Annotated in this window: 23 protein-coding genes; 2 read left to right on the top strand and 21 right to left on the bottom strand. The window is 39.6% G+C overall.

Annotated features, from left to right (window positions below; all coding sequences use genetic code 11):
• Positions 1 to 3: 3 nt before the first annotated feature.
• The 17 genes from MHH44_RS05225 to MHH44_RS05145 form a co-directional block, all read right to left on the bottom strand.
• On the bottom strand, positions 4 to 1,062 hold the full coding sequence (locus MHH44_RS05225; RefSeq protein WP_008403397.1) for an FtsW/RodA/SpoVE family cell cycle protein: 1,059 nt from the start codon (positions 1,060 to 1,062) through the stop codon (positions 4 to 6).
• 42 nt (positions 1,063 to 1,104) lie between these two features.
• Positions 1,105 to 2,457 carry a UDP-N-acetylmuramoyl-L-alanine--D-glutamate ligase gene (gene murD, locus MHH44_RS05220; RefSeq protein WP_340797981.1) on the bottom strand — a complete coding sequence of 451 codons (1,353 nt, stop codon included), beginning with the start codon at positions 2,455 to 2,457 and terminating at the stop codon, positions 1,105 to 1,107.
• Positions 2,454 to 3,428 (bottom strand): phospho-N-acetylmuramoyl-pentapeptide-transferase, encoded by a 975-nt coding sequence (gene mraY / locus MHH44_RS05215; RefSeq protein WP_008403399.1) that lies wholly within the window; start codon positions 3,426 to 3,428, stop codon positions 2,454 to 2,456. The genes murD and mraY overlap by 4 nt, the downstream gene beginning before the upstream one ends.
• Positions 3,429 to 3,569: 141 nt before the next feature.
• A complete protein-coding gene (locus tag MHH44_RS05210; protein WP_340797980.1) occupies positions 3,570 to 5,486 on the bottom strand; it encodes a penicillin-binding transpeptidase domain-containing protein in 1,917 nt (638 codons plus the stop codon).
• 59 nt (positions 5,487 to 5,545) lie between these two features.
• A complete protein-coding gene (locus tag MHH44_RS05205) occupies positions 5,546 to 7,726 on the bottom strand; it encodes a penicillin-binding protein (protein WP_065216466.1) in 2,181 nt (726 codons plus the stop codon).
• A 38-nt stretch (positions 7,727 to 7,764) separates the two neighbouring features.
• Positions 7,765 to 8,145: a cell division protein FtsL gene (gene ftsL / locus MHH44_RS05200; RefSeq protein ID WP_008403403.1), complete on the bottom strand. Its 381-nt coding sequence runs from the start codon at positions 8,143 to 8,145 to the stop codon at positions 7,765 to 7,767.
• Between the two features lie 3 nt (positions 8,146 to 8,148).
• A complete protein-coding gene (rsmH, locus tag MHH44_RS05195) occupies positions 8,149 to 9,099 on the bottom strand; it encodes a 16S rRNA (cytosine(1402)-N(4))-methyltransferase RsmH (RefSeq protein ID WP_008403404.1) in 951 nt (316 codons plus the stop codon).
• Positions 9,100 to 9,207: 108 nt separating this feature from the next.
• On the bottom strand, positions 9,208 to 9,639 hold the full coding sequence (gene mraZ / locus MHH44_RS05190; protein ID WP_340797979.1) for a division/cell wall cluster transcriptional repressor MraZ: 432 nt from the start codon (positions 9,637 to 9,639) through the stop codon (positions 9,208 to 9,210).
• 175 nt (positions 9,640 to 9,814) lie between these two features.
• The gene (bshC, locus tag MHH44_RS05185) at positions 9,815 to 11,431 is read right to left on the bottom strand and encodes a bacillithiol biosynthesis cysteine-adding enzyme BshC (RefSeq protein WP_340797978.1); all 1,617 of its coding nucleotides are present in this window, start codon (positions 11,429 to 11,431) and stop codon (positions 9,815 to 9,817) included.
• Between the two features lie 145 nt (positions 11,432 to 11,576).
• Entirely contained in the window at positions 11,577 to 11,972 is a 396-nt protein-coding gene (locus tag MHH44_RS05180) for a DUF3397 domain-containing protein (RefSeq protein ID WP_008403407.1), read from the bottom strand.
• Positions 11,969 to 12,862, bottom strand: a complete 894-nt coding sequence (locus MHH44_RS05175; protein WP_340797977.1) for a ketopantoate reductase family protein — start codon at positions 12,860 to 12,862, stop codon at positions 11,969 to 11,971. Before MHH44_RS05175 ends, MHH44_RS05180 begins: the two co-directional genes overlap by 4 nt.
• 69 nt (positions 12,863 to 12,931) lie before the next feature.
• Entirely contained in the window at positions 12,932 to 14,470 is a 1,539-nt protein-coding gene (locus MHH44_RS05170; RefSeq protein ID WP_340797976.1) for an acyl-CoA carboxylase subunit beta, read from the bottom strand.
• A gap of 17 nt (positions 14,471 to 14,487) precedes the next feature.
• Positions 14,488 to 14,700 carry an acetyl-CoA carboxylase biotin carboxyl carrier protein subunit gene (locus tag MHH44_RS05165; RefSeq protein WP_008403411.1) on the bottom strand — a complete coding sequence of 71 codons (213 nt, stop codon included), beginning with the start codon at positions 14,698 to 14,700 and terminating at the stop codon, positions 14,488 to 14,490.
• A gap of 134 nt (positions 14,701 to 14,834) precedes the next feature.
• Positions 14,835 to 15,221: a transcriptional regulator gene (locus tag MHH44_RS05160; protein WP_008403412.1), complete on the bottom strand. Its 387-nt coding sequence runs from the start codon at positions 15,219 to 15,221 to the stop codon at positions 14,835 to 14,837.
• A 245-nt stretch (positions 15,222 to 15,466) separates the two neighbouring features.
• Positions 15,467 to 16,231, bottom strand: coding sequence for an enoyl-CoA hydratase/isomerase family protein (locus tag MHH44_RS05155; RefSeq protein ID WP_340797975.1), 765 nt, complete (start codon positions 16,229 to 16,231; stop codon positions 15,467 to 15,469).
• A gap of 155 nt (positions 16,232 to 16,386) precedes the next feature.
• Positions 16,387 to 16,560, bottom strand: coding sequence for a 50S ribosomal protein L32 (rpmF, locus tag MHH44_RS05150; RefSeq protein WP_008403415.1), 174 nt, complete (start codon positions 16,558 to 16,560; stop codon positions 16,387 to 16,389).
• A 23-nt stretch (positions 16,561 to 16,583) separates the two neighbouring features.
• Positions 16,584 to 17,117 (bottom strand): YceD family protein, encoded by a 534-nt coding sequence (locus tag MHH44_RS05145; RefSeq protein WP_065216469.1) that lies wholly within the window; start codon positions 17,115 to 17,117, stop codon positions 16,584 to 16,586.
• Positions 17,118 to 17,301: 184 nt separating this feature from the next.
• Here MHH44_RS05145 and MHH44_RS05140 point away from each other — a divergent pair, with 184 nt between their 5' ends.
• Positions 17,302 to 18,510 (top strand): nucleotidyltransferase, encoded by a 1,209-nt coding sequence (locus tag MHH44_RS05140; RefSeq protein ID WP_340797974.1) that lies wholly within the window; start codon positions 17,302 to 17,304, stop codon positions 18,508 to 18,510.
• Here MHH44_RS05140 and MHH44_RS05135 read toward each other — a convergent pair.
• Positions 18,507 to 19,556, bottom strand: coding sequence for a SepM family pheromone-processing serine protease (locus MHH44_RS05135; protein ID WP_065216471.1), 1,050 nt, complete (start codon positions 19,554 to 19,556; stop codon positions 18,507 to 18,509). The genes MHH44_RS05140 and MHH44_RS05135 overlap by 4 nt on opposite strands.
• 213 nt (positions 19,557 to 19,769) lie before the next feature.
• On the opposite strand from MHH44_RS05135, the gene MHH44_RS05130 reads away from it, so the two are divergent.
• Positions 19,770 to 20,648 carry a hypothetical protein gene (locus tag MHH44_RS05130; protein ID WP_008403423.1) on the top strand — a complete coding sequence of 293 codons (879 nt, stop codon included), beginning with the start codon at positions 19,770 to 19,772 and terminating at the stop codon, positions 20,646 to 20,648.
• Between the two features lie 86 nt (positions 20,649 to 20,734).
• Here MHH44_RS05130 and coaD read toward each other — a convergent pair whose 3' ends face one another.
• From coaD to MHH44_RS05115, 3 genes are read right to left on the bottom strand one after another with little or no spacing between them, the layout of a single operon-like run.
• Positions 20,735 to 21,220, bottom strand: coding sequence for a pantetheine-phosphate adenylyltransferase (gene coaD, locus MHH44_RS05125; RefSeq protein WP_008403425.1), 486 nt, complete (start codon positions 21,218 to 21,220; stop codon positions 20,735 to 20,737).
• The gene (rsmD, locus tag MHH44_RS05120; protein ID WP_065216472.1) at positions 21,217 to 21,789 is read right to left on the bottom strand and encodes a 16S rRNA (guanine(966)-N(2))-methyltransferase RsmD; all 573 of its coding nucleotides are present in this window, start codon (positions 21,787 to 21,789) and stop codon (positions 21,217 to 21,219) included. The genes coaD and rsmD overlap by 4 nt, the downstream gene beginning before the upstream one ends.
• A 39-nt stretch (positions 21,790 to 21,828) precedes the next feature.
• On the bottom strand, positions 21,829 to 23,238 hold the full coding sequence (locus MHH44_RS05115; RefSeq protein ID WP_340797973.1) for an RNA polymerase II: 1,410 nt from the start codon (positions 23,236 to 23,238) through the stop codon (positions 21,829 to 21,831).
• Positions 23,239 to 23,258 lie beyond the last annotated feature (20 nt).

The following is a 23,258-nucleotide window of genomic DNA, read 5'->3' as shown; positions in this document are numbered from 1 at the left end:
TCCCTACTCCTTCCTTCTTTCATAAGAGAAATTTAAAATAAGGGCTACTGTTACCCAGACAACTACCAGCGATGTTCCGCCATAGCTTATAAATGGCAGTGTTACACCGGTTACTGGCAATAAATTAATAACTACCCCTATATTCAGTGCTGCCTGTACTGCAATCATCGTTGTAAGTCCACATATCGCATAAAAATGAAATACATGCTTACATTGTAATGCCAAACGATAGCCAAGAATTAAAAAGCACGCAAAAATAAGCAGCAGTCCCATTCCACCGACAAGTCCGATTTCTTCTAAAATAATTGCAAAGATAAAGTCGTTCTGCGGTTCCGGTAAGTATAAATACTTTTGTCTACTTTTTAATAATCCATGTCCAAACAAGCCTGCCGGACCTATCGCAAATAAAGATTGTACTGCCTGGAAGCCACTTCCTAGCGGGTCTGCCCAAGGATTGATAAATGCTTCGATTCGTTTAAGACGATATGGAGCCGCAATAATTAACCCTGCAAGACCGCCAATTCCTAACGTGATAAGGACTACATATAAACGCAACGGATATTGTGCAATAAATAATATAATTAAAACAACTACAACTAAAATAAAGACAGCACCGAAATCAGGCTGAAGCATAATTAAGGCTGCGGGAAGAATCAATATGAGAAAATGCTTCACTTGAACAATGCGCTCATACGATTTCCGCTCTGTTAATAATGCACTAATATAAATAATTGTCGTTACTTTCGCAATTTCAGCCGGTTGTATCGTTAAAGGACCGATTCCGATCCAACTTTGCGAACCGTTTCGGACAATCCCGATACCCGGAATAAGTACAGCAACAAGTAAACCAAGTGAGATGATATAAAAAATTTTCCACACTTTCGGTTGCTGTAAAAACTCCCAGTTCATAATTGCTGCACAAATGATAAGTGCAATGATGAAATAGATTGCCTGCTTCAGGTAAAACGGGGTTTGTCCATCATAGTGAACATTCCCCCAATATGTACCTGCAGAAAAAATAAAGAGAATGCCAATAAGCGACAATACAATCGCACTGATCATGAAATACTGTTGATTTTTTTGCGACAGTGTAACTATCCTTTCTTATGAAAGTTTCATGACACGATCAATAAATAAGTCGCCTCGAATTTCAAAGCTCGCATGTTGATCCCAGCTTGCACATGCCGGTGACAGTAAAATAATGTCACCTTCTTCCGACATTTTTGCTCCGTAACCGACTGCATCTTCAACATCAATTGCACGCACAATATTCGTAATGCCACATGATTTTGCAAATTCGATAAAGCGAAGTGCAGTCTCGCCAAACGCGACAACTGCTTTTACACGTGTCATTTCTTTACGAAGCTCTTCAAATGAATGCCCGCGATCCAATCCGCCGGCCAATAATACGATCGGTTGTTCAAATGCAGCCAAGGCACTTTTCGTTGCCAGTACATTAGTTGCTTTTGAATCATTGTAAATTTTACGTCCTTGCCATTCACGGACAAACTGCGTACGGTGACGCACCCCTGCAAATGTTCCTAACACTTCTTCAATCGCTTCAACGGGACATTGCTGCAGTAGCGCCGCTGCCACAGCACATAAAATATTTTCTAAATTATGCTCTCCAGGCAATACAATATTATCACGTTTTAAGATTGCATCGCCTTGCCAATAAATGTTTTCTTTATCTGCACTGATTCCCTCATTTACATGACCTTTTGTCGTAAATGGAATGAGTTTTGCCTTTGATTTTTGAGCATATTTTGCGACAACTTCCTGATCGGCATTATAGATAAAATAATCGTCAGCTGTTTGGTTGCGTGTGACACCAAATTTAGCCTCCGCATATTCTTCAAACGTTCCATGGTAATCTAAATGGGCTTCATACAAGTTTGTCAAAATTGCAATATGGGGTCTGAATTCACGTGTCCCCATTAACTGAAACGATGATAATTCCGTAACGATGACTTCATCTGCTTTTGCTTCTGCTGCAACACCACAAGCAACGGTTCCAATATTCCCGGCGATTAATGGTTTTAAACGGCCGACTTTAAGCATTTCGAAAAGTAAAGTTGTCGTTGTTGTTTTACCATTCGAACCGGTAATCCCGATAAATAGCGCTTCACTTACTAAATAGGCAAGTTCTATTTCTGTAATAACAGGCAGACCTTTTGCAATCGCATCGGCAACGATCGGATTTGTGTATGGTATCCCAGGGTTTTTTACGACAAGCTCAAAACCTTCGTCAAGCAAATCTTCTGGATGTCGTCCACAAATTACGGTAATTCCTTTCGATAAAAGCTCCTGTGCTTCAGAATTTGCATCAAATGGTTTTGCATCATTGACTGTTACAAATGCACCCAACCGATGCAAAAGCTCGGCAGCCGCTACACCACTTTTCGCCAATCCTAAAACGAGTACTTTTTTAGCTTGTAATCTTTCATATTCCATCATAATAACGCCTCCGCTAATACTGCTATAAGTGCTACGATACATCCAGTTGACCAAAATACAAGTACGACTTTCCATTCTGACCAGCCCGATAATTCAAAATGGTGGTGAATCGGACTCATTTTGAATATACGCTTTTTACGCAGTTTATAGCTTCCTACTTGTAAAATAACGGATAATGTTTCAATAACAAATACAAGACCGATTAACAGTAACAGCAATTCTTGTTTTACCAATACCGAAATCATTGCCAATGCACCGCCAAGCGCAAGGGAACCTGTATCTCCCATAAACACTTTTGCCGGGTTTGCATTGAAGATCAAAAATCCTAGTAATGCACCAGTTACAGCAAATGCAAATAAGGCGATATCGGCTTGCTCGTTAAATAATGCAATAACACCGAATGCAGCAAATGCGATTGAAGCCGTTCCTGATACGAGTCCATCTAAGCCATCTGTTAAATTGACTGCATTTGAAAAACCTACTAGCCAGAAAATTAAAAACCCAACATATAGGATTCCTAAATCAATCGATACATCGGTATACGGAATTCCTATAGATGTATCAAATGAACCTAAACGTAATAGTAAAAACGCTGCAATCGCAATTGCGATTTGACCTATTAATTTTTGAAGGGAAGTCAATCCTAAATTACGTTTAAAAATTACTTTCAGCCCATCATCTAAAAAGCCAATTACGCCAAATCCAACTAAAACAAGTAATAGTACTATCGTTTGTGTTGTAAACAAGTCGAAAATCATTGCGACTACAATTGTCGAAATAATAATGGCTAACAAGAAAATTAATCCACCCATTGTAGGTGTTCCTGCTTTTTTCATATGTGATTGAGGGCCTTCTTCACGTATGCTTTGCCCGAATTTCAATCGGCGTAAAAGAGGGATTCCTACTGGTGCTAAAATGACCGTTACTAAAAATGATGAAAAGAGTATGGTCAATGTTGTTGATAATGTCATAATATATCTCCTTTAAAACTTCTGTCTGAATATGGTGGAACGTTTGATTTTCAACGGTTACGACCTCTAGTTATTATTGTGAAAAAACGTCCTTCACTATAATAGTTGTTTTAGTTGCATTTTGAAAGATGGAAATTCAAATTAATTTCCTAAATATAAATGAACACTACCACTTTGGTGAATGAGGCTATCAGCTGACGGGACTTGCTGAATCACTTTATCACCTTCTCCGTGCCATTCGATTTTATAAGGATATAAGTGCGGAATTACTTCTTCTTTGGTCATTCCAATAAAGTTTGGTGTACGCTCCGTCAATTCATCGCCCCAAACGTAATTCCGTTCTATTTGATCTTTTTGCTTTTCGATATTGTACAGTGGTGCTGCATCTTCAATAATGCGGCCTACAATCGGTGCAGCGATAACACTTCCGAATTGCAATGAACTTTTTGGATTGTCAATCGCAACATAGACAATAATTTCCGGGTCATTGGCAGGTGCAAAACCGATAAACGATACAATGTAGTCTCCGTCTTTATAGCGACCGTTTTCAACCTTTTGAGCTGTCCCTGTTTTGCCTCCGATGCGTAAGCCGTCACGAAATGCCTGGCGACCTGAACCTTTCGCAACTACAAGCTCCAATGCATGACGTACTTTTTCCGAAGTCTCTTCACTGATGACCTGGGCTTTCGCTTCCGGATCTTGTTCCATAATGACTTCGTTTGTTTTGGAATCCAGTATTTTCGACACCGTATATGGTGTATATAATGTACCGCCATTAATTGCTGCTGACACCGCCTGCATCTGCTGAATCGGCGTAACGGATACACCTTGACCAAAAGAGGTCGTAGCATGCTCTACCGGGCCAAATGCTTCTTTCGAAAATAAAATGCCTGATGATTCTCCAGCAATGTTCGAGCCTGTTTTTTTCCCGAACCCGAATTTATGAATATACTCAAGTAACTTTGTTGAACCTACTCGTTGCCCTAGCTCTACAAATCCTGGGTTACAGGAATTTTGTACAACTTCGTAAAATGTCTGGTCTTTATGGCCTTCCCGTTTCCAACAGCGTAATCGTGCTCCCTCGACCATTGTATAGCCATGATCATGAAAGTGTTCTTCCTCCATATTGACTACACCTTCTTCAATAGCAGCACTGAGTGTAATAATTTTGAATGTGGAACCTGGCTCATAGGACATAAATACAGGAAGGTTGCGGTTATATATACTTGGCTCCACTTCCGAAAATTTCGTGGGATCATATGTCGGAAATGATGCAAGTGCCAGTATTTCACCACTGTTTGGATTCATGGCAATAGCCAATGCCTGATCTGCATCATACTCCAGCATCGCCTGCGATAATTCTCGCTCGACAATTTTCTGAAGCTTTAAATCAATTGTCAGCTGTATTGTCGCTCCATCTTTTCCGTCTTTCCATTCATCATCTACATGCTCCAATGCATTCCCCTTCGCATCAGTAAATAACCGAATGGCCGCATCCGAGCTTTTTAATAGTTCATCATACTCGTACTCGATTCCTGCCAAACCCTGGTTATCGGCACCTGTAAACCCTAAAAAGCGTGCGAGCAAATTACCGTGTGGATAAGACCTTACATAATCGACACCACTGTATAAGCCCGGAATTTGAAGCTGCTGAATTTTTTCCGCTTGCTCATAAGTAATGTTCTTTGCTTCTGGCGCAATTTTCACTAGAGATACCCGTTGCTGCAGTCTTTCCAATATTTTGGCTCGATCTTTATTGATTACGTTTGCAATGGCATCTGCTGCTTGTTCTTTATCTTCGTTTTGTGAAGGCATGAAGTACAAAGTCGGGGCAAGTTTATTCGTTACGATTACTTCGTTGTTACGGTCAGTAATTTCGCCTCGCTGTGTATGGAACGGAATTTCCCTGTCCCAATTTTCTTTTGCCTTCGTTGAAAGCTCATCATACTGAATAATTTGAACGGATACTAGTTTAACAAAAATCGCCACGCCGTATAGTACAAGTGCGATGGCGATCCATGTTAAACGTTTTTTAGATTTTGTAGTTACCCATTTCATAATATGACACCTCACCTAAAACAACGTATGTTAAAGATGAAGTTTGTATTCAAATCTCTCTAATCTTGTGGCGGTTCTTCACTAAATTCTTCGTCTTCCAGCTCCATATCCTCTGCTGGCGGAGTCAAATGCATTTCCTCAGGGGTTTTCAACTTGACAACGATTGGTGAATCATCCGTTATCGGCGTCCCTTGAGATACGCTCTGGCTTTCAACATAGCCTTCCCCAACAATTTCAATCGGCAGTTTAGATAGTGACTTATAGACAAGTAAGTTACGTAATGACCAATTATTAAACGATGGTAATGTAATTTCTCCATCGGTCTTTAAGAACACGATACTTCCACTTGTTAATGATGAATCCGCTGCAGGGAACTGTTCTGTAATTTCTCCGTCTTGACCAATTATTACCGGTATTAGTCCTTCTGCCTCCAGTTGAGTCGTGACTGTATCTGTCTGCTCACCTACATAATCGTCAATCTTTGTCGTTTCGACTTCCGCTACGTCCGACGGATTGATATTCATATACTTCAAACTGTTTAGAACAACTGAATTGAACACTTGCGAAACTGGGTCAGAACCTATTTCGGTTGCACCTAGTTTTGGCTTTGCAACTGAGATAAATACAGCCAGCTGTGGATCTTCTGCGGGAGCCATTCCTAAAAACGAATAAAGGAATTCATTTTTACCCCAGTCATAACCGATACCGTTTGCTTTCGGCATTTGGGCAGTCCCTGTTTTTCCTGCTACTTTATAGCCTTCAATTTCGAAACGTTTCGCATTCCCTGCTTCTCCGTAAATAGTAGAAGCTAGAACTTCACGTGTTTTCTGTGCTGTCTCTGCCGAAATCGGTTCACCTTTTATAGTAGGTTCTGAATCTACTAAAACCTCACCAGTATTCGGATTAACAATTTTATCGATTACATATGGCTGCATCATTTTTCCGTCATTTGCAACTGCGGTTACTCCTTGAATTAACTGTATCGGTGTAACAGTCGAACCTTGACCGAATGTTGTCGTATACTTTTCTAAAGGATAGCGCGAGTTAATAATGCCGCTCGCTTCATTCGGTAAATCGATGCCTGTTTTTTGACCGAAACCAAATTCCTTTAAATAGCTTTCATACGTTTCCCATCCCATAATATCAAGCAAGTTCGTCATTGCCGTATTTGAAGAACGCTGTATGCCTTCCAAATAGGAAATTCTCCCCCAGCCGTATCGATTATGGTCTCGTATTGTATCGTTATAAACTTTATACTGTCCAGATTGATAAGTCGCATTCGGATGCCAGTTATTGGAATCTATTGCAGCTGCTACTGTAAATGTTTTAAATGTAGAACCTGGTTCAATCGTATTTTCCACGACATCATTTAGCCAGTTCCCATCTAAACCTGTACGCGTATCAGGATTGAATGTTGGCCGTTGTGACATCGCCAATATTTCTCCAGTTTTCGGATTTGCAACGACAGCAACCATAGACTGTGGCTTATACTCGTCATTGACACGTGTCATTGCTTCTTCCAGGAAGTTTTGGATTGTTTTATCAATTGTTAAATAAATATCATTTCCATCCTGTGCTTCCTGTATTACTTTATCGCTGCTTGGCAATAAATAGTTACGGGCATCACGCTGGTATGTTAACTTCCCGTCGGTCCCTGTTAATTGCTTGTCATAAATATATTCAAGCCCCATTTTCCCGACAACCGATGAATTTCCGTCATCATCAGTTTCACGCAAAGCAAAGCCAATAAGATGGGAGGCAAATGCACCATTAGGATAATAGCGTTTTTTATCGCTGTATAATAGAATCCCAGGTAGATTCAGCTCTTCAATTTTCTTTTTCACTTCATGACTGATGCCGCGCCCTGCCAGTCCAAACTCGACTTGATATAAATCTTTGGAAGGGTTTAGCCGTTCATAAATTTTCTCTTCATCCATCGGGATATATTGTGCCAATAATTTTGCTGTTTCCGCTTTATCGACGACATGCCTTGGATTTTTTTTGTTTTCTGTTGCCGATTCTTTAATTACCGCTACAAGACGGTAACTCAATGTATCTTCGGCAATTACATTTGCATTGCGGTCCAGAATCTTCCCACGGTCTGCCGATAACACATAACCAGTTTCGTACCTTGATAATGCTTCTTCTTCTAATTCATGCCCTTTTACCATTCCTGTCGCCTGAATTGATGCAAAACGCCAATATAATAGTAAAAAGAGCCCTCCAAAGAATATAAACATTAGAAAGGCTCCTATCTGGTAACGAAATCTTCTCTTTTTCATTCTCCCGGCACTACTTTCACATTTTTCTCATTTAGTGTTAATCCGAGTTCTTTCGCTTTTTCCCAAATACGTTGGTGAGTGGAGCGTTCACTTACTTGTACTTTTAAATCTGTATTATTGTTATTGACTTCAGTTATGTCGCGTTCGATTTTTTGGATTTCCATACTGAGTGTTTGGATTTCTCCTTGAGTATGTAATATGGAAATAGCGAAAGATGCTACTACGATTGCAAATACTAGGAACAAAAACTTTTCCTGGGCCGAAAAATATTTTGCTTTTCGTTTTTTCGGCTGCACCGGCAGTCTTTGTTCCTGCTGCTGATGTTGAGGTAGTTCTGGCTGCTGCTGTATATAAGTTTGTCTTGCTCTTACTGCCATTTTTTACCCACGTCCTTTATCGTTAATTTTTTCAGCGATGCGCAATTTTGCTGAACGTGAACGATTATTCGCAGCTAACTCCTCGTCTGACGGTAAAATCGGTTTTCTTGACACTAATTTAAGTATTGGTTTCATATGCTCTGGAATAACCGGTAATCCGGGAGGTAAATCCGGCAGTGATGAAGCCTCTTTAAATAGTGTTTTTGTTAAGCGGTCTTCCAATGAGTGGAATGTAATCACACTTATACGACCACCAATTTTCAATAAATCGATTGCATCTACTAAAGAATCTTCCGCTGCGCCTAATTCATCATTTACAGCAATTCGAATAGCCTGGAAAATTCGTTTTGCAGGATGTCCACCTTTGCGACGTGCTGGGGCTGGAATACCATCTTTTATAAGCTCCACTAATTGACCTGTCGTTTCAACAGGAGCAATTTCACGGGCTTGTTCAATTTTGCGCGCAACTTGTTTCGAAAACTTTTCTTCGCCGTAGCGGAAGAAAATACGTACTAGATTTTCGTATGACCATTCATTCACAACATGATATGCGCTCAGTTCTGCAGTCTGATCCATTCGCATATCGAGCGGAGCATCATGGTGGTAACTAAATCCGCGTTCAGGTGTATCAAGTTGTGGTGACGAGACACCTAGATCATATAAAATCCCATCTATTTGATGAATGTTCAGTTTGTGTAACTCTTCTTTTAAATAGCGGAAATTTGAGTGTACGAATATAACGCGATCCAAATAATCGGCTAATCGTACTTTTGCATTTTCAATAGCCGTTGTATCTTGATCAAAACAAATTAAACGGCCTTTTTCTGACAATTGTTGTACAAGGTACTCACTATGTCCTGCACCACCTAATGTGCAGTCTACATAAATACCATCCGGATTGATGTTCAACCCATCAACAGTTTCTTTCAATAATACGGTTGTATGATCGAACATAGTTTGAAGCACCTCTTAATATTAATTCAATTACGTGTCGGTACTATTACACCCGGATTAAAAGTTCATGTCGGACATGTAATAGTTTCATCTTTTACTTAAAAAAACCTAAAAATCAAAGCCAATCAGATTTTCTGCGATTTCATCAAATGATTCTGCCGATTGCTCGAAGTATTGCTGCCAAGATTCTTTCGCCCAAATTTCAATTTTACTCGATACACCTAAGATTACGCATTCCTTTTCAAGATTAGCGTAACCAATCAGTGTAGATGGGATATTAATTCGGCCTTGCTTGTCCACTTCTACTTCTGTTGCCCCCGAAAAGAAAAATCGCGCAAATGCACGTGCATCTTTTTTGGTCATCGGTAAATCCTTTAATTTATCTTCGAGTTTTCGCCATTCATTCATAGGATATCCAAAAATGCATTGATCTAGCCCGCGTGTTATTACAAAGTGTTCTCCAAGTGATTCTCGAAACTTTGCAGGGACAATCATACGGCCTTTCGCATCAATAGAATGTTGATATTCTCCCATGAACATGCTACTCACCCCACTTTAATAAATAATGTACCACATCCCCCCACTTTCTACCACCAAATTCCTTGCTTCTCATAACAATAAAACGAAATTACGTAAATGAGCATATTCTCACACATACGTTCGGTGCCAAAAGACACAAAAAAGAGTTATCTGCATATGAGATAACTCTTGTTTCTTATAAGGTAATAAGTTGGTGTTTCACGGAAATATTCATAGGTAACTCCAATAAATCATCAATCAGCTTTTCCCCATAGGTATTTAGGAACATATATGGATTGTACAAGCGCTCTTGGTAGCTATCATTCGGATATAATAGTGACTGAATTGTTTTATATTGGCGAATTGCGACTTCATACTTTACTATATTTTGCTGCTCCAGTTTCGAACGTAAATATTGGAATTGACGTTCATGGTAATTTTTATTCTTCTCCAATAGATCTTCTACATGATAGTTGCCATGCTGCAGATAACTCGTCAGTTGCTCATACTGCTCTTCCATCTGTTTTTGCATCTGCTCAATTGCGCGCGTTACTTGCTCATCTTTTACACTTTCCACAAATTGAGCTAAATGTTCATCGACTTTGCCTGTTAGCACATCCGTTACAGTCAGCTCTTTTTGTTCTAATAATGCATCAACTTGACGGGTAACAAGCGTTATGCTGAGTCTTGGCGCAAATATCGGCATCTGCAGCTGCAGCTCATCAAACGCAGGTTTTAATGTAGCCCAATAAGCCAGTTCACCAGGACCACCAACAAACGCCAGTACCGGAAGCGCCATTTCCTGCATTAATGGGCGGGTAACGACATTATTGCTTAAACATTCAGGAGACTCATTCGCAATAGCTACTAATTCCTCTTTCGAAAAATTGGCATGGGCTGTCACATTTTTAAAATGGCCGCCACTGCGCTCCAACAGAAAACGCTCGCCTTCTTTAATGTAAAATAAATTGGCATTTTGCTCTGATGCATCAATCGGCATTGCATAGCCTTTCTCGCCGAGCTTTCTTTCCTGCGCTACAACACCCGTTGCAATCGATTCGTTCTTTTCGATCAATTGGACAAAATAGTTTTTTTCATACTTCCTGAACGGTTCATATGTAGCATCCAGCATTAATAAGCCATGCTTTTTAAATAAATCATTCATCAGCAACGTAAAGAAATCCGTAAAAGTTTCACTATTTTCCGCATGACTCAAAACACTATTCAATAAGTCCGCTGTATGTTCTGTTTCTCCAAAATCTTTAAATACATTTAATATAAACTGTTGTAGTGCTTCTTTATTCAATTGTGTAGTTGAAGCCATTTTCTTCAGCTTAGAACGTTCACTGTAACCACGTTTTTTCACTTCACCATTTGTCATTGAATACGTATGATTGATCTCTTCTATATCGTGATCTTCACCCGCAATCCAAAACATTGGTACGACCGGTGCATTTAATATTTTTCGTTGTTGTTCTGCCAGTAGAATAACCGAAATTGCTTTATGGACAGAATAGAGAGGCCCCGTCAGCAAACCAGCTTGCTGACCACCCACCACGACTACTGCACCTTGCTCAAGTTCATCTAAATGGTGCGCCGTCTTTTCCGAGATGCCATACCGCTCCATATAACTGCGAATAATTTTTGCAAGCTCTTCCGAACGATATGTTCGATTTTTCAAATATGCAAATCGTTGACCAAAAGCTTCCTCAGTATATTTATATTCAAAAAACGAATGGATATCGGCATTCTCAGACCAATAGTCCGCTAATAGCTTATTCGTTACTGGTGAATTTATTTGTTCTAGCTCCATGAAAATTCTCCTCTACTTCTCTTTACTCAATTTTGAAATTACCTTAATCACTGTTTTATCCCACATTAACGGGTATTAATTTTCCGCCTTGAAAGCTTAATGTTTTCCCGGATACTAGTTTACAGTAAAAGAAAAGTTTAGCCACCTAATCAACCATCATAAACATCATAACTGAATGGGTAATTCCAACAATCCAAATTATAAAATAAGTGATGCTGAACAATAAAAAGTAAAAGCGCCAAATTTTTTTCAGTAATGGCTTTACTTCAATTTCTTTTTTCGTTCGCCAATCAACATATGTAAAAACAATCGCGATTACGAGTACAACAATTAGCATCGGCATTAATATACCAATATTCCATAGTCCTTGTAACGCAATCGGTATCGAAAAAAACATAAGAAATGTTGTAATATCCGCTGCCAAGCCAATCGCTTTATGTTTTTTTATTCGAAGCTTACGGCATATGAGCAGCACAGTGATAAAAGCAATAATCGGGCATACAATAATTGTTGCCACCAAATATTGAAAAAATAATATCACATTTGTTCACCGCTCTCTTCAAATGCTTTCACTAAATAATAAAGTGTTTGTAAAACAGGCAATTTTTTCTCATTTTGCTCCGCTTTTTTCAAAATCGCACCTGCTATTGTATCAATCTCGGTTTTGCGATTTGCAAGACGATCAGCCAGCATAGACGATGTATTTTCCGCTGTCTTTTCACAAAGTGCAATGACCTGATTAAAATGAAATTTTTCTTTAAATTGCGGAAATGCCGTCATGAGTTCGTTGTATAAATCTTTCAATAATTGCAATGTATGGCTTTGTGTAATTAGCTGTCCATTTTTCACTTGCAGAATCGCGGTTAACGGATTGATAAAACAATTCAACAGTGCTTTCTCCATTAGCATTTTTTCAGCATCCTGTTCGAATACAATCGGAAGCTCCGCCGATGAAAGGCCGTTTAAAAAACTGAACTCACTGCCCGCGCCTTTTGCCACCGCAATTTTCATCATACCTTCCCCTTTATGGGCGACATAGTGCTCCGAAAATTTAAGTGCCCCGAATTGAATCGAGCTAAATGCAATATGCATTTTACTTAATGCAAGTGCTTCCTCATAATGGGCTAAACCATTCTGTAAAAATAATAATGGAATAGAATCCTTTACATGCTCCATACTTGCATACACTTCATGAAGTTGTCCATATTTTACAGCTACAATGATTAAATTCGCTTTATTTGAAAGCGCCGAAATATATTTCACATTGACGGAAGTAACAGATTGATTTACATTCGTCCTTTCAATCTGTATGTCCTTGCATACCGTTTCCCCCGTAGGTTTCCCGACAATGTACACATCCATATTCTTTTCAGCAAAATAACTTGCTACTAATAAACCAACTGCACCTGCACCAATGATTTCAATTCGCATTATATTATACCTCAAATTTATTTCGAATTAAAAAGGTCTGCCTTCAAGACAGACCTTTAGCTAAATTTATTATACTGGATATACCGGATGTTTTCGATATGGTAAAGCAATTTGTTTCGAATTATAGTAATTAAAACGTTGAATTAATGTATGTCGCAGTTGATTTGGCATGACAATATCATCAATCACCATTTCGGAAGCCAGTTTATATAAGTCGATTTCTTCTTTGTATTCCTCAATTTTTTGTTTCACAAATTGAATCCGCTCTTTCGGATCTTCAATCGCCTCGATCTTATTTGAATAAACAGCATTTACAGCTGCTTCCGGACCCATTACCGCAATTTGGGCAGTCGGCAATGCAATGACTGCATCCGGTTCGAATGCCGGGCCGCACATCGCATAAAGGCCAGCTCCATACGCTTTACGAACGATAACCGAAATTTTCGGTACCGTTGCCGAGCTCATCGCCGATATAAATTTTGCCCCATGTCGGATAATGCCCGCCTTTTCCACTTTTGTACCGATCATAAAGCCCGGTACATCCGCTAAAAATAATAGCGGGATGGAGAACGCATCACAAAGCGTAATAAACTTCGCTGCTTTGTCGGCAGAATCGATAAACAGTACGCCGCCTTTTACTTTCGGCTGATTGGCAATAATCCCTACAACTTGCCCATCAATGCGGGCAAGTCCTATAATCAGTTCAGAAGCAAATAACTTTTTAATTTCAAAGAAGCTGCCTTCATCAATCAGCTGTTCGATACATTCATACATATCAAATGGTGCATTCTGATTTTCCGGAATAATCTCTTCCAGCGTTCTCCCGCTTTTCGGTGCCTTTGTTTCATCAATTGGCGGGAATTCCGCAAAGTTTGCAGGGAAATAACTAATATAGCGTCTCGCTTCAAGGATTGCCTGTTCTTCGTTTTCAGCCAATACGTCCCCACATCCGCTAACGGTACAGTGCATGCGTGCTCCGCCCATTTCTTCGAGCGTAACCTTTTCACCGATTACTTTTTCAGCCATTCTCGGTGATCCTAAGTACATTGAAGCATTTCCGTCCACCATAATTACAATGTCACAGAAGGCCGGAATATAGGCCCCCCCTGCAGCAGATGGACCGAATAGTATACATATTTGAGGAATCATCCCACTCATACGTACTTGATTATGGAAAATACGGCCTGCCCCGCGTCGCCCAGGGAACATTTCCAGCTGATCTGTAATGCGTGCCCCTGCAGAATCGACTAAGTAAAGCATTGGTACTTGCATTTTTTCCGCAGTCTCTTGAATACGGATTATTTTTTCAACTGTGCGAGAACCCCATGATCCCGCTTTGATTGTAGAATCATTAGCCATAACACAAACGGTTTGCCCGTCAACTTGCCCGATAGCTGTTACAACACCATCTGCAGGCAAATCTCCGGCCTCATAATTTGCAAAACGGGCGTCTTCCTCATAAACCCCATCATCAAACAATTGCTTCAAGCGATCCCGGACAAAAAGTTTATTCGTTTCTTTTAACTTTTCGTGATATTTTGGTTGCCCGCCTGCGTATATTTTTTCTATTTTTTGCTGTAAGTGTTCGTTATAAGTAGGCTGTGTCATTATCGTCCCTCCATCACTTAAGCTAATTCTACTAAAATATCATTCTCTTCAACAAAATCTCCTTCAGCAACAGTAATTTTTGCTACTGTCCCATCCGTTTCTGCCTCATGTGGGATTTCCATTTTCATCGATTCTAAAATGATGAGTGTCTGCCCTTTTGTCACACTATCCCCTTCTTTAACACTTACCTCAAATACTGTCCCTGCCATTTGTGCTTTTACTTCTGCCATGCGAAAGGCCCCCTTGTTAGAAGATATTTGCGCTACTCGCGCTTTGTTTCTACTTCTATTGTAAGTAGCCTTAAAATTAATTACAATTATTTTCTCGAAAAATTATTTTATTTCTATTTATAACTAGTTTTTCTTTAACTCGGTTTTCCCTTCGTTAAGGCTACCCCTTGTTGTAGCCACTTCGAAATTTTGTCGTACTCTGATTGTAATTCCGAATACTTCATTTCTAGTTCATTATAGGCTTCAGTCAATTCTTCAAAACTAGATAACGCCAACTTTAAGTGACTGCGCATTAATTGTTTTGGACGCTTTCTGACACTGTTCAAAACCTGTCCATACTGTGCTCGCAATGTTTTATTCCATCGGAAGCCGCAAGCTTGCTTCGTCCGGTTTAACTCCTGTGCTGCCTGTTCAAAAGCTTCTAGTTGTGTACGTCCGTTTTGAACTGTTTGAATCACAATTTCAGCTAACTTTTCATCGTCTGCAATTGTCCATTGATCTTTCCTTCTTTTTTGCTCCACAGTTGCACCACCTCATATTTTTTACTACTATATGCCATGATGAACAAAATAGACTTAAAAACAAAAAAAGTTACGATAAAAATAGTTTTCATCGTAACTAGGGGAAGCTGATTTCTATTGCGGGTTGAGGCTTTTGTTCCTTTTGCTCAATTGCCGGTGCTACTGAGGCATGAATCTGCTGCCCTCCCCTCCATTCCAATCAACGTACTTCCTATAAATTATTCTTTAAGCAGTCTGTTAACAAATTACTTTTTCTTCTCGAGGAAGTTCTGTACTGCAGTGTGGTGCGCTTCGGATTCCCACAGTTTTGCGCATAGTTTTATTTCTTCCATTACACGCTCATACATATTGCGCTCACGCCATTTTCGTAATTCAATTTCTTTATATGCCTGATGGACAGAAGGGTGGATTTTCGCCATGTGCTCTATAAAATCTGCAAGAGCCTGCTCTTTCGTCCCTTCAATATACACACGCATTGCCCAACCAATTTCATATAATGTTCGCGCGTCATACGGCTTAGCATCAATCAGCATTTTTAATGCACGATCATGGCGCAGGCCGCGCTCAAATAAATAAGTACCGCCACCCCATCCGGATGTAATTGCTAGCGTCCCTTGGATGAAGCCGGCTTTTGCATGAGATGAAATGAGGCGGAAATCGCAAGCCGTCGCTATTTCACAACCTCCTCCTACAGCCGCTCCATTTATTAAGGCAATTGTCGGTACTGGCAATGTCGCTAAATCATATAAAATATGCCCCATTTTACTCAGCATGCCAAACGCTTCTTCTTCTGTTTCCAAACTATGAAATTCCGACAAGTCCCCGCCCGAGCAAAATGATTTTTCCCCAGCGCCTGTAATAACTAAAAAGCGCACATCATTATGTTCTTTTATGTATGTAATAACTTCCTTTAATCCATCCATCACCGCATAGTTTATGGCATTTCGTTTTTCCTCGCGATTAATTGTAAATGTTAGAATCCCGTCTTCATTCTGAATTAAGTAATCCATTTGCCCATCCCCTTTAGTAATTATTTCGATATATCAAACTATTCTAATAATAGTTGACCGCTATTGTTTTGACAATGTTTCTATGCAAAAACAGAAAAAAGACTAGTTAAGAGCCATGGTCTCTTAACTAGTCTTTATATAGCGCAAATACTGAATTATTTCGCTACTACTTCTTTACCTTTGTATTGTCCGCAAGCTTTGCAAACACGGTGAGATAGTTTAGCTTCTCCACAGTTTGGGCAAGCTACCATACCAGGTACAGATAGTTTGAAATGCGTACGACGCTTTCTTTTTGCAGTTTTAGAAGTTCTTCTAAATGGTACAGCCATTGATGGCACCTCCTTACAGATATTTATTCATCTGTTTGATCAAAATACTTAGCTAAATCAGCCAGTCTTGGATCCAATTTTGGTTCGTCAACTTCCTTAGCATTTTCTACATCTTCATCCGTTGAATAGTCCCAGCCTTTACCGCCTTGCACTTGTCCTTCGGTATTCTCTTTGAATACTTGCATCGGTACTTCCAGAAGAATTAATTCCTCCAGGACTGGTTTCATATCAACAACGTCACCATCAACATAATGGATTTCGCTCTCAACATCCCCGCGATTTCTTTCATCGGTCCAGCTGAAAACTTCTACCGTTTCAATGTTCACAGGATATTCAACATCTTCCCACGTGCGTGCACATGGAAGCGTCAATGTAGTGCTAATCGTTAATTGACAAGTCATTTGCGATGCACCAAAAGTACAAAGCCCTTTTACATGAACGGGTGAAACGTTACGTATATCGGTGTTACGATTTTTTACTTCATCCAACTGAACAACTGTATCAATCGGCATTCCGTCTTTTCGAAACTTTGATAATTGATGAATTGACCATTTCATTCGTTAATCACCTCGAGACAACACTGTTTATTATATAGCCCATAAAAAAAGATGTCAAGATAATTTCTTGTCACTATTACAAAACGTGCTTATAATCAAATTAATTCTAACATATTGCATAGATACATTCATTTCGAATGTATTGATGCGAACAAAAAACTATTTTAGCGTAAGGGGGAAGTTTATGCAAGCAGTCGGTATAGTTGTTGAATATAATCCGTTTCACAATGGTCATCTGCATCACGTAAATGAAGCAAAGCGCACAACGAACAGTGATGTTGCGGTTGCTGTTATGAGCGGTCAATTTTTACAGCGAGGAGAGCCCGCACTCGTCGACAAATGGCATCGGACAAAGATGGCACTCGCAAGCGAAGTTGACATTGTAATTGAACTTCCTTATATTTTCAGTACCGCTCAAGCAACTGGTTTTGCTTCTGGTGCTGTCCAACTATTGGAAGCAATGCAGTGCACGACATTGGCATTCGGGAGCGAACAAGGAAGCATCACGCCGTTTCTAAACACTTTTCACTTAATCGAAAGCAATCGGACGCTCTATAACGCCATCATTAAAGAAACAATTCAGCAAGGCAAAAGCTACCCGCAAGCTCTTTTTGCGGCATATGAACAGCTTAAACAACTTTCCCCGAATGCATACATTGATTTAGGGCAACCAAATAATATATTAGGCTTCCATTATGTTGAAGCAATGGAGCAGCTTCAGACAGTTATGAGACCTGCTACCATTCAGCGAATTGCTGCAGGATATCATGATGCAATTGACACAGACAGTGAAATTGCCAGTGCTACCGGGATTCGTCAGGCATTGTTTAGTGGCCAGTCGCTTGAACAGGTAACACAGTATTTACCCGAAGCAAGTATTGATCAGCTTGGTCACTGGCAGGTAGAACATGGGCGTTTTGCAAGTTGGGAAAGCTTTTGGCCACTTTTACAGTATGCTATTTTAAGACATACTCCACAGCAGTTGAAACAGTATGCAGACGTATCAGAAGGGCTTGAAAACTCGCTTATTAAATATGCAAGATCAAGTTCGAACTTTGTGGAATTTATGAATGCGATGAAATCGAAACGTTATACATGGACAAGACTCCAGCGAATGTTGACACATATTTATACCGGAGTCACGAAAGAACAGCTGCATGCTTATTCCAGCCCTACATATATTCGGATATTGGGCATGACATCAGCAGGGCAGCAATATATTTCACGTATTAAAAGGTCCCTTTCATTGCCGCTCATCAGCCGGGTTGCAGCTGTCAGTGATCCAATATTGGCCATCGATCTGCATGCAACCCAAATGTACCAATTAGGCATCCAGCAATTTTCAAATAAAAAAATAGACGAAGATTATAAAACTCCGCCTATTCGCTATTAATTTTTCGGTTGTAGTTGATCTAAATAATTTAAGGCATCATCAATTGTTTTGACAGGAACAACTTTTATGTCCGAATTAATGGCTTTTGCTGTTTGAGCTGCCACCTCATAATTTGAAGTAATGCTTGGGTTATACTCAAGCATTTCTTTTGTTATTTCATCATCAGGGGCAAAGAAAATATCGACACCTTCTTTATCAGCAGAAACAACCTTTTTCTCAATACCGCCAATTCGGCCTACCGTTCCATCCTCCAGCATTTCACCGGTACCTGCAATTTCATAGCCTTTTGTCAGATCTTCATCGATTAGCTGATTTAACAGCTCTAATGTAAACATTAACCCGGCAGACGGTCCGCCAATATCTTCTGTTTTCACAGTCACTTTTGGATCGGTTTTGATTGATTTACTTTCGGAATAGGTGATACCTATGCCAAAACGCCCTTCAGAGCCTGGTATTTCTTTAATCTCCAGCGTTTCGTCAATGAGCTTTCCATCACGTTTTACAACTAGATTAATTTTATCTCCTTTTACTTTCGGTGTAATGATGGTAACGAACGTTTTCAAACTATCAATACGCTCATTATCCACTTCCACAATCTCATCTCCCGGTTTTAGATGCCCGTCAGCAGCACCTTCTGCAAGAACATTCAATACATAAAGTCCTTTGTAGGTCACCTGATAATCAAGCCCCGCTCGATTGAACGCTACATACGTTGCATTAAACTGGGAGTCCGTCATATATTTCAATTGACGAACATTATATTCTTCGTCATCCTCTTCTTCTTGTCGCACATCTGTTAATTTTACAATATCATAATAATCCGCGACAGCTGCCATCGCATAAGTTAACGGGGTTGCCTGCCCCATTGCAACGGTCGTCATATAAAAAGAACCTTCATCGTCCGGATCCCCATTCTGAATCGCCAGAAAATCGCTTACATTATATGTACCACCCGGTTTTGTAATATAATAATCCAACCTATAAAAAGACAAACCCATTAATATAACTAAAAACAGGCCGAATGCTATTTTCCCTTTATTCCCCATGTATTTAAACTCCTCTATAATTAATCAATTTCGCATTGGCGCAATTGTATCAGGGCCAATTTTTGTAAGCCGTGATCAAATAACAAAGACGATTTAATGTCAAAATTCGTTCCTTTAAAATTATGTTCCGGCTAGTTGAAATACTAATTTAATCTTCAATTGCATACAATTAGTGTAGCATTTGAACGAGCGAATGACAAAATATTGAAAAGGATGAAGAATATTTGGACAATCCTTTTATGCATCACATTAATTAGTTTATTATTATTCTTTCCGGAAATGACACATGTAGGCGCAGACATTGGTGTATCGCTTTTTATGGAAGCTTTATTCCCCTATTTACTGCCGTATTTAGTGTTAACAACATGGCTTTTAAAATTGACGCATTCTTACAACAGTGCGCCATTTATCGTTTTTTTGCAAACTTACGGAATTAGTGCAGTCGGAGGGTACCCTACAGGTGCTGCCACAATTACGCAACTCGTGAAACGTAATTCAATCACAAAGCAGCAGGCTGCCTATTTGCTCGGTATTTGCCATTGTCCAAGTCCGCTTTTTTTATTCGGCTTTGTCGGAAGCGACTTATTAAATTCTACAACATTCAGCTGGCAATATTTAATTTTACTACATAGCTTTTCATTCATTTTATTGGTTGCCGTATATTTAATTTGCCCTCCGCTTTCAAAAGAAGTGCATAAAGCACCAAAAGATCCGACACCTTTTACGTCAAGTATTAAGGAAAGTGCTCCGACAATATTAATTGTTGCAACAACAATCATTTTTTTTACGACGATTTACCAAGTGTTTCTACATAGTGTCGAAGTTGTTTTCGAATCAATTCCTACCTATTTAGAAATTGGAATTGCCAGCTTTCTTGAAGTGACGAACGGATTACATTTGCTCCACCAGCAGCTCTATGGCGACATGCTTATTTTTTTCACAGTTGTATTCTTGACGACTCAAAGTTTAAGTATTCATCTGCAAGTAATCGTAATCGCCCGCTCTGCTAATATTGCAATTCGTCCGTATATTTTCATACGTATTGTTTACAGTATCGTCATCCCAATATTATTTTTCCTGCTGTTTTTATAAGAGAAGGGTTTTATTATCTTCCGTCAATTTCCTTTATGAAAAAAGAGCTTCTGTGTAAGGAAAAATCCTTACACAGAAGCTCTTTTTTATTTAGCGAATTTTTCTTTTAGTGCCTGTTCGACGATGGCTGGTACGAGTTCACTTACATTTCCGCCGTATTTGGCTACTTCTTTGACGATGCTTGAACTTAAAAATGAATACTGATTTTTTGACATGATGAAGAATGTCTCGATATTTTCATCAAGCACTCGGTTCATCGAAGTAATCTGCATTTCATATTCAAAGTCGGAAACGGCGCGTAAGCCCCGTACAATGGCTTTCGCCTTCTTTTCACGGGCATAATCGATCAGCAGTCCCGAAGAAGTTTCGATTCGAATATTCGGCAAATCTTTTGTTACTTCTTTGATTAAGGCTGTACGCTCTTCAATTGAAAATAATGGTTTTTTTGATGAGTTATTTAATACTGCGACATATACTGTGTCAAAAACATCGGCTGCCCGACGAATAATGTCAATATGACCATTCGTAATCGGATCAAAACTTCCAGGTACTACTGCGATTTTTTCTGTCAAACGATTTCTCCCTCTTCCTCTACATGACGATAAATAGAAATGATCGTACTGCCGTATTCTTCTTGTCTTACTAGGTGAAAGCGGCCGTAGTTTTCCGGCAATGTAACTTCTGTAGAATGTTCGCACATAATGATGGCATCTTGGGCCAACTTTCCGCCTTCAACAAGTGTTTCGACTAAGTCATAATATTCTTTTTTGTGATATGGCGGATCCAAAAATAAATAGTCAATGACAATATCTCTTTTTAATAAGGCTTTCACCGCACGCATCGCATCTGTACGGAAAAGTTCAGATACATCCTCATAACGGCATTTTTTTATATTTTCCTGAAGCACTTGGAAAGCACGGGCATCTTTCTCGATAAACAGTGCATAATCTGCCCCGCGACTTAGTGTTTCGATACCAAGCCCGCCGCTCCCTGCAAATAAATCAACCGCCAAACCGCCATTAAAGAATGGGCCGATCATATTAAAAATGGATTCCTTGACTTTATCTGTTGTCGGTCGTGTTGTATTTCCCGCAATTGCCTTTAATGGCATCCCTTTTCTGTCTCCTGCGACTACGCGCATGATTTCCACCAAACTTTCCTACTAAATCATCTAACATTTTTAAGGAGCCGAAATATTAATTCGGTCCTCCGTTTTTTCAATTTCAACTATAAACAAACGCTGTAACCATGATTCCTCTATGAAATATTGGCCTGCAACTTGTTTAACCGGTAAAGATACCGTGTCATAGCGTCGCTGATTAAATACATAAAAACCCGGTTCATTCGGAAATCTGAATTCACGTGTTTCACTTACTACATAATACCCATGTTTTCCTATACTTACATCATAACCGATCGATTCCAGCAGTATATCTGCCCCGTACAATACTTCACCATCTTTTAAGACGACTTGAACGGCAGGCTGCTTTTCCGAGTTGATATATAGTTGACGCGGGTCATTATATAGAAACGGATAGGACTTTTCTGATTGTGCATTCATCGAAATATATTTCGTAGAAGCATCCAATACTTCAGACAACTCCTTGTCGAGCAGTTCTCCGCTGATTGTTTTACCTTCCAGCGCCCGTAAACGTTCTTGCCACTCCTTCAGTTGCCCGTCCGTTAGTTGGCCAGTAATTGTTGCAGCGACTTCTTTTGTTTTCTCGCCGCCAAATACAGTACCCGTTAAAAAGGATGCCAGTAATTCTTTCAGCCAATGCGGACTGTCACCAAAATCATAGGTTGCTTCCAGTTGTGTAAGCAGGACATTTTGTTGCACCTTTGCCACTGTCACATTTGGTACAAAAATCATACGGAACCCATCGACACCATCTGTATTTGTTCCATTAACGATGGCAAGATGTTCATTGCTTAAAAAATTAACTTTTTCAAGCTTTTCATAAAATGCAGCTTTCAATGGGGTTCTTGAATAAATAGAGACAGCACCCATTTCATTTTGCAGCGCAAAGTCTCCATCTTGCCAAAACAGATCTTTCACTGGGCCTTCCCCACTGAACATGGAATAGTTGACAAGTGATAAATTTTGCTCACCGATTAATGGCAAACCCGTTACCCACTGTCCTTTCACATCTTTTTCTGTGGAAATATGAACCGTAGAAAACTGAACATCACCGTTTTTTAATGTAGCAAATACATTTTTCATAAGCTGACGAGACTGTAAGCCGTCCTTTAATGGAATGACATAGGAAATCGATTGTGCCCTCGTTTCTCCAGCTTTAAACTTCGTGGAGTCTTCACTTAGTCGAGCACAGCTATGTTCATTTTCTATAAAACAATCAGGATTGATGGAAGCTTTCGGCCATTCAATCGTCAATTCTTCATTCGGTAAATTTTTAAAATGCTGACGAATATCCAAGCTTTCGTCTCGGTACACAATTTCAATTTCCTGAGAATAACGATAGCCTTTTTCAGCTGAATCCACTTCCTCCGAATAAACTTGGAACTGCATAAAAAGTATAGTTCCGATTAGTATCGTTAAAAATGAAAAAATACTAACGGCAATTTTCAAGTGCCTGACCTCCTGCATCA

It is taken from the genome of Solibacillus sp. FSL K6-1126 (assembly GCF_038003445.1).
In the GTDB taxonomy this organism is placed as follows: Bacteria; Bacillota; Bacilli; order Bacillales_A; family Planococcaceae; genus Solibacillus; species Solibacillus silvestris.
The sequence above is the reverse complement of the archived record's forward strand: the minus strand, read 5'-3'. Positions and strand labels throughout refer to the sequence as shown.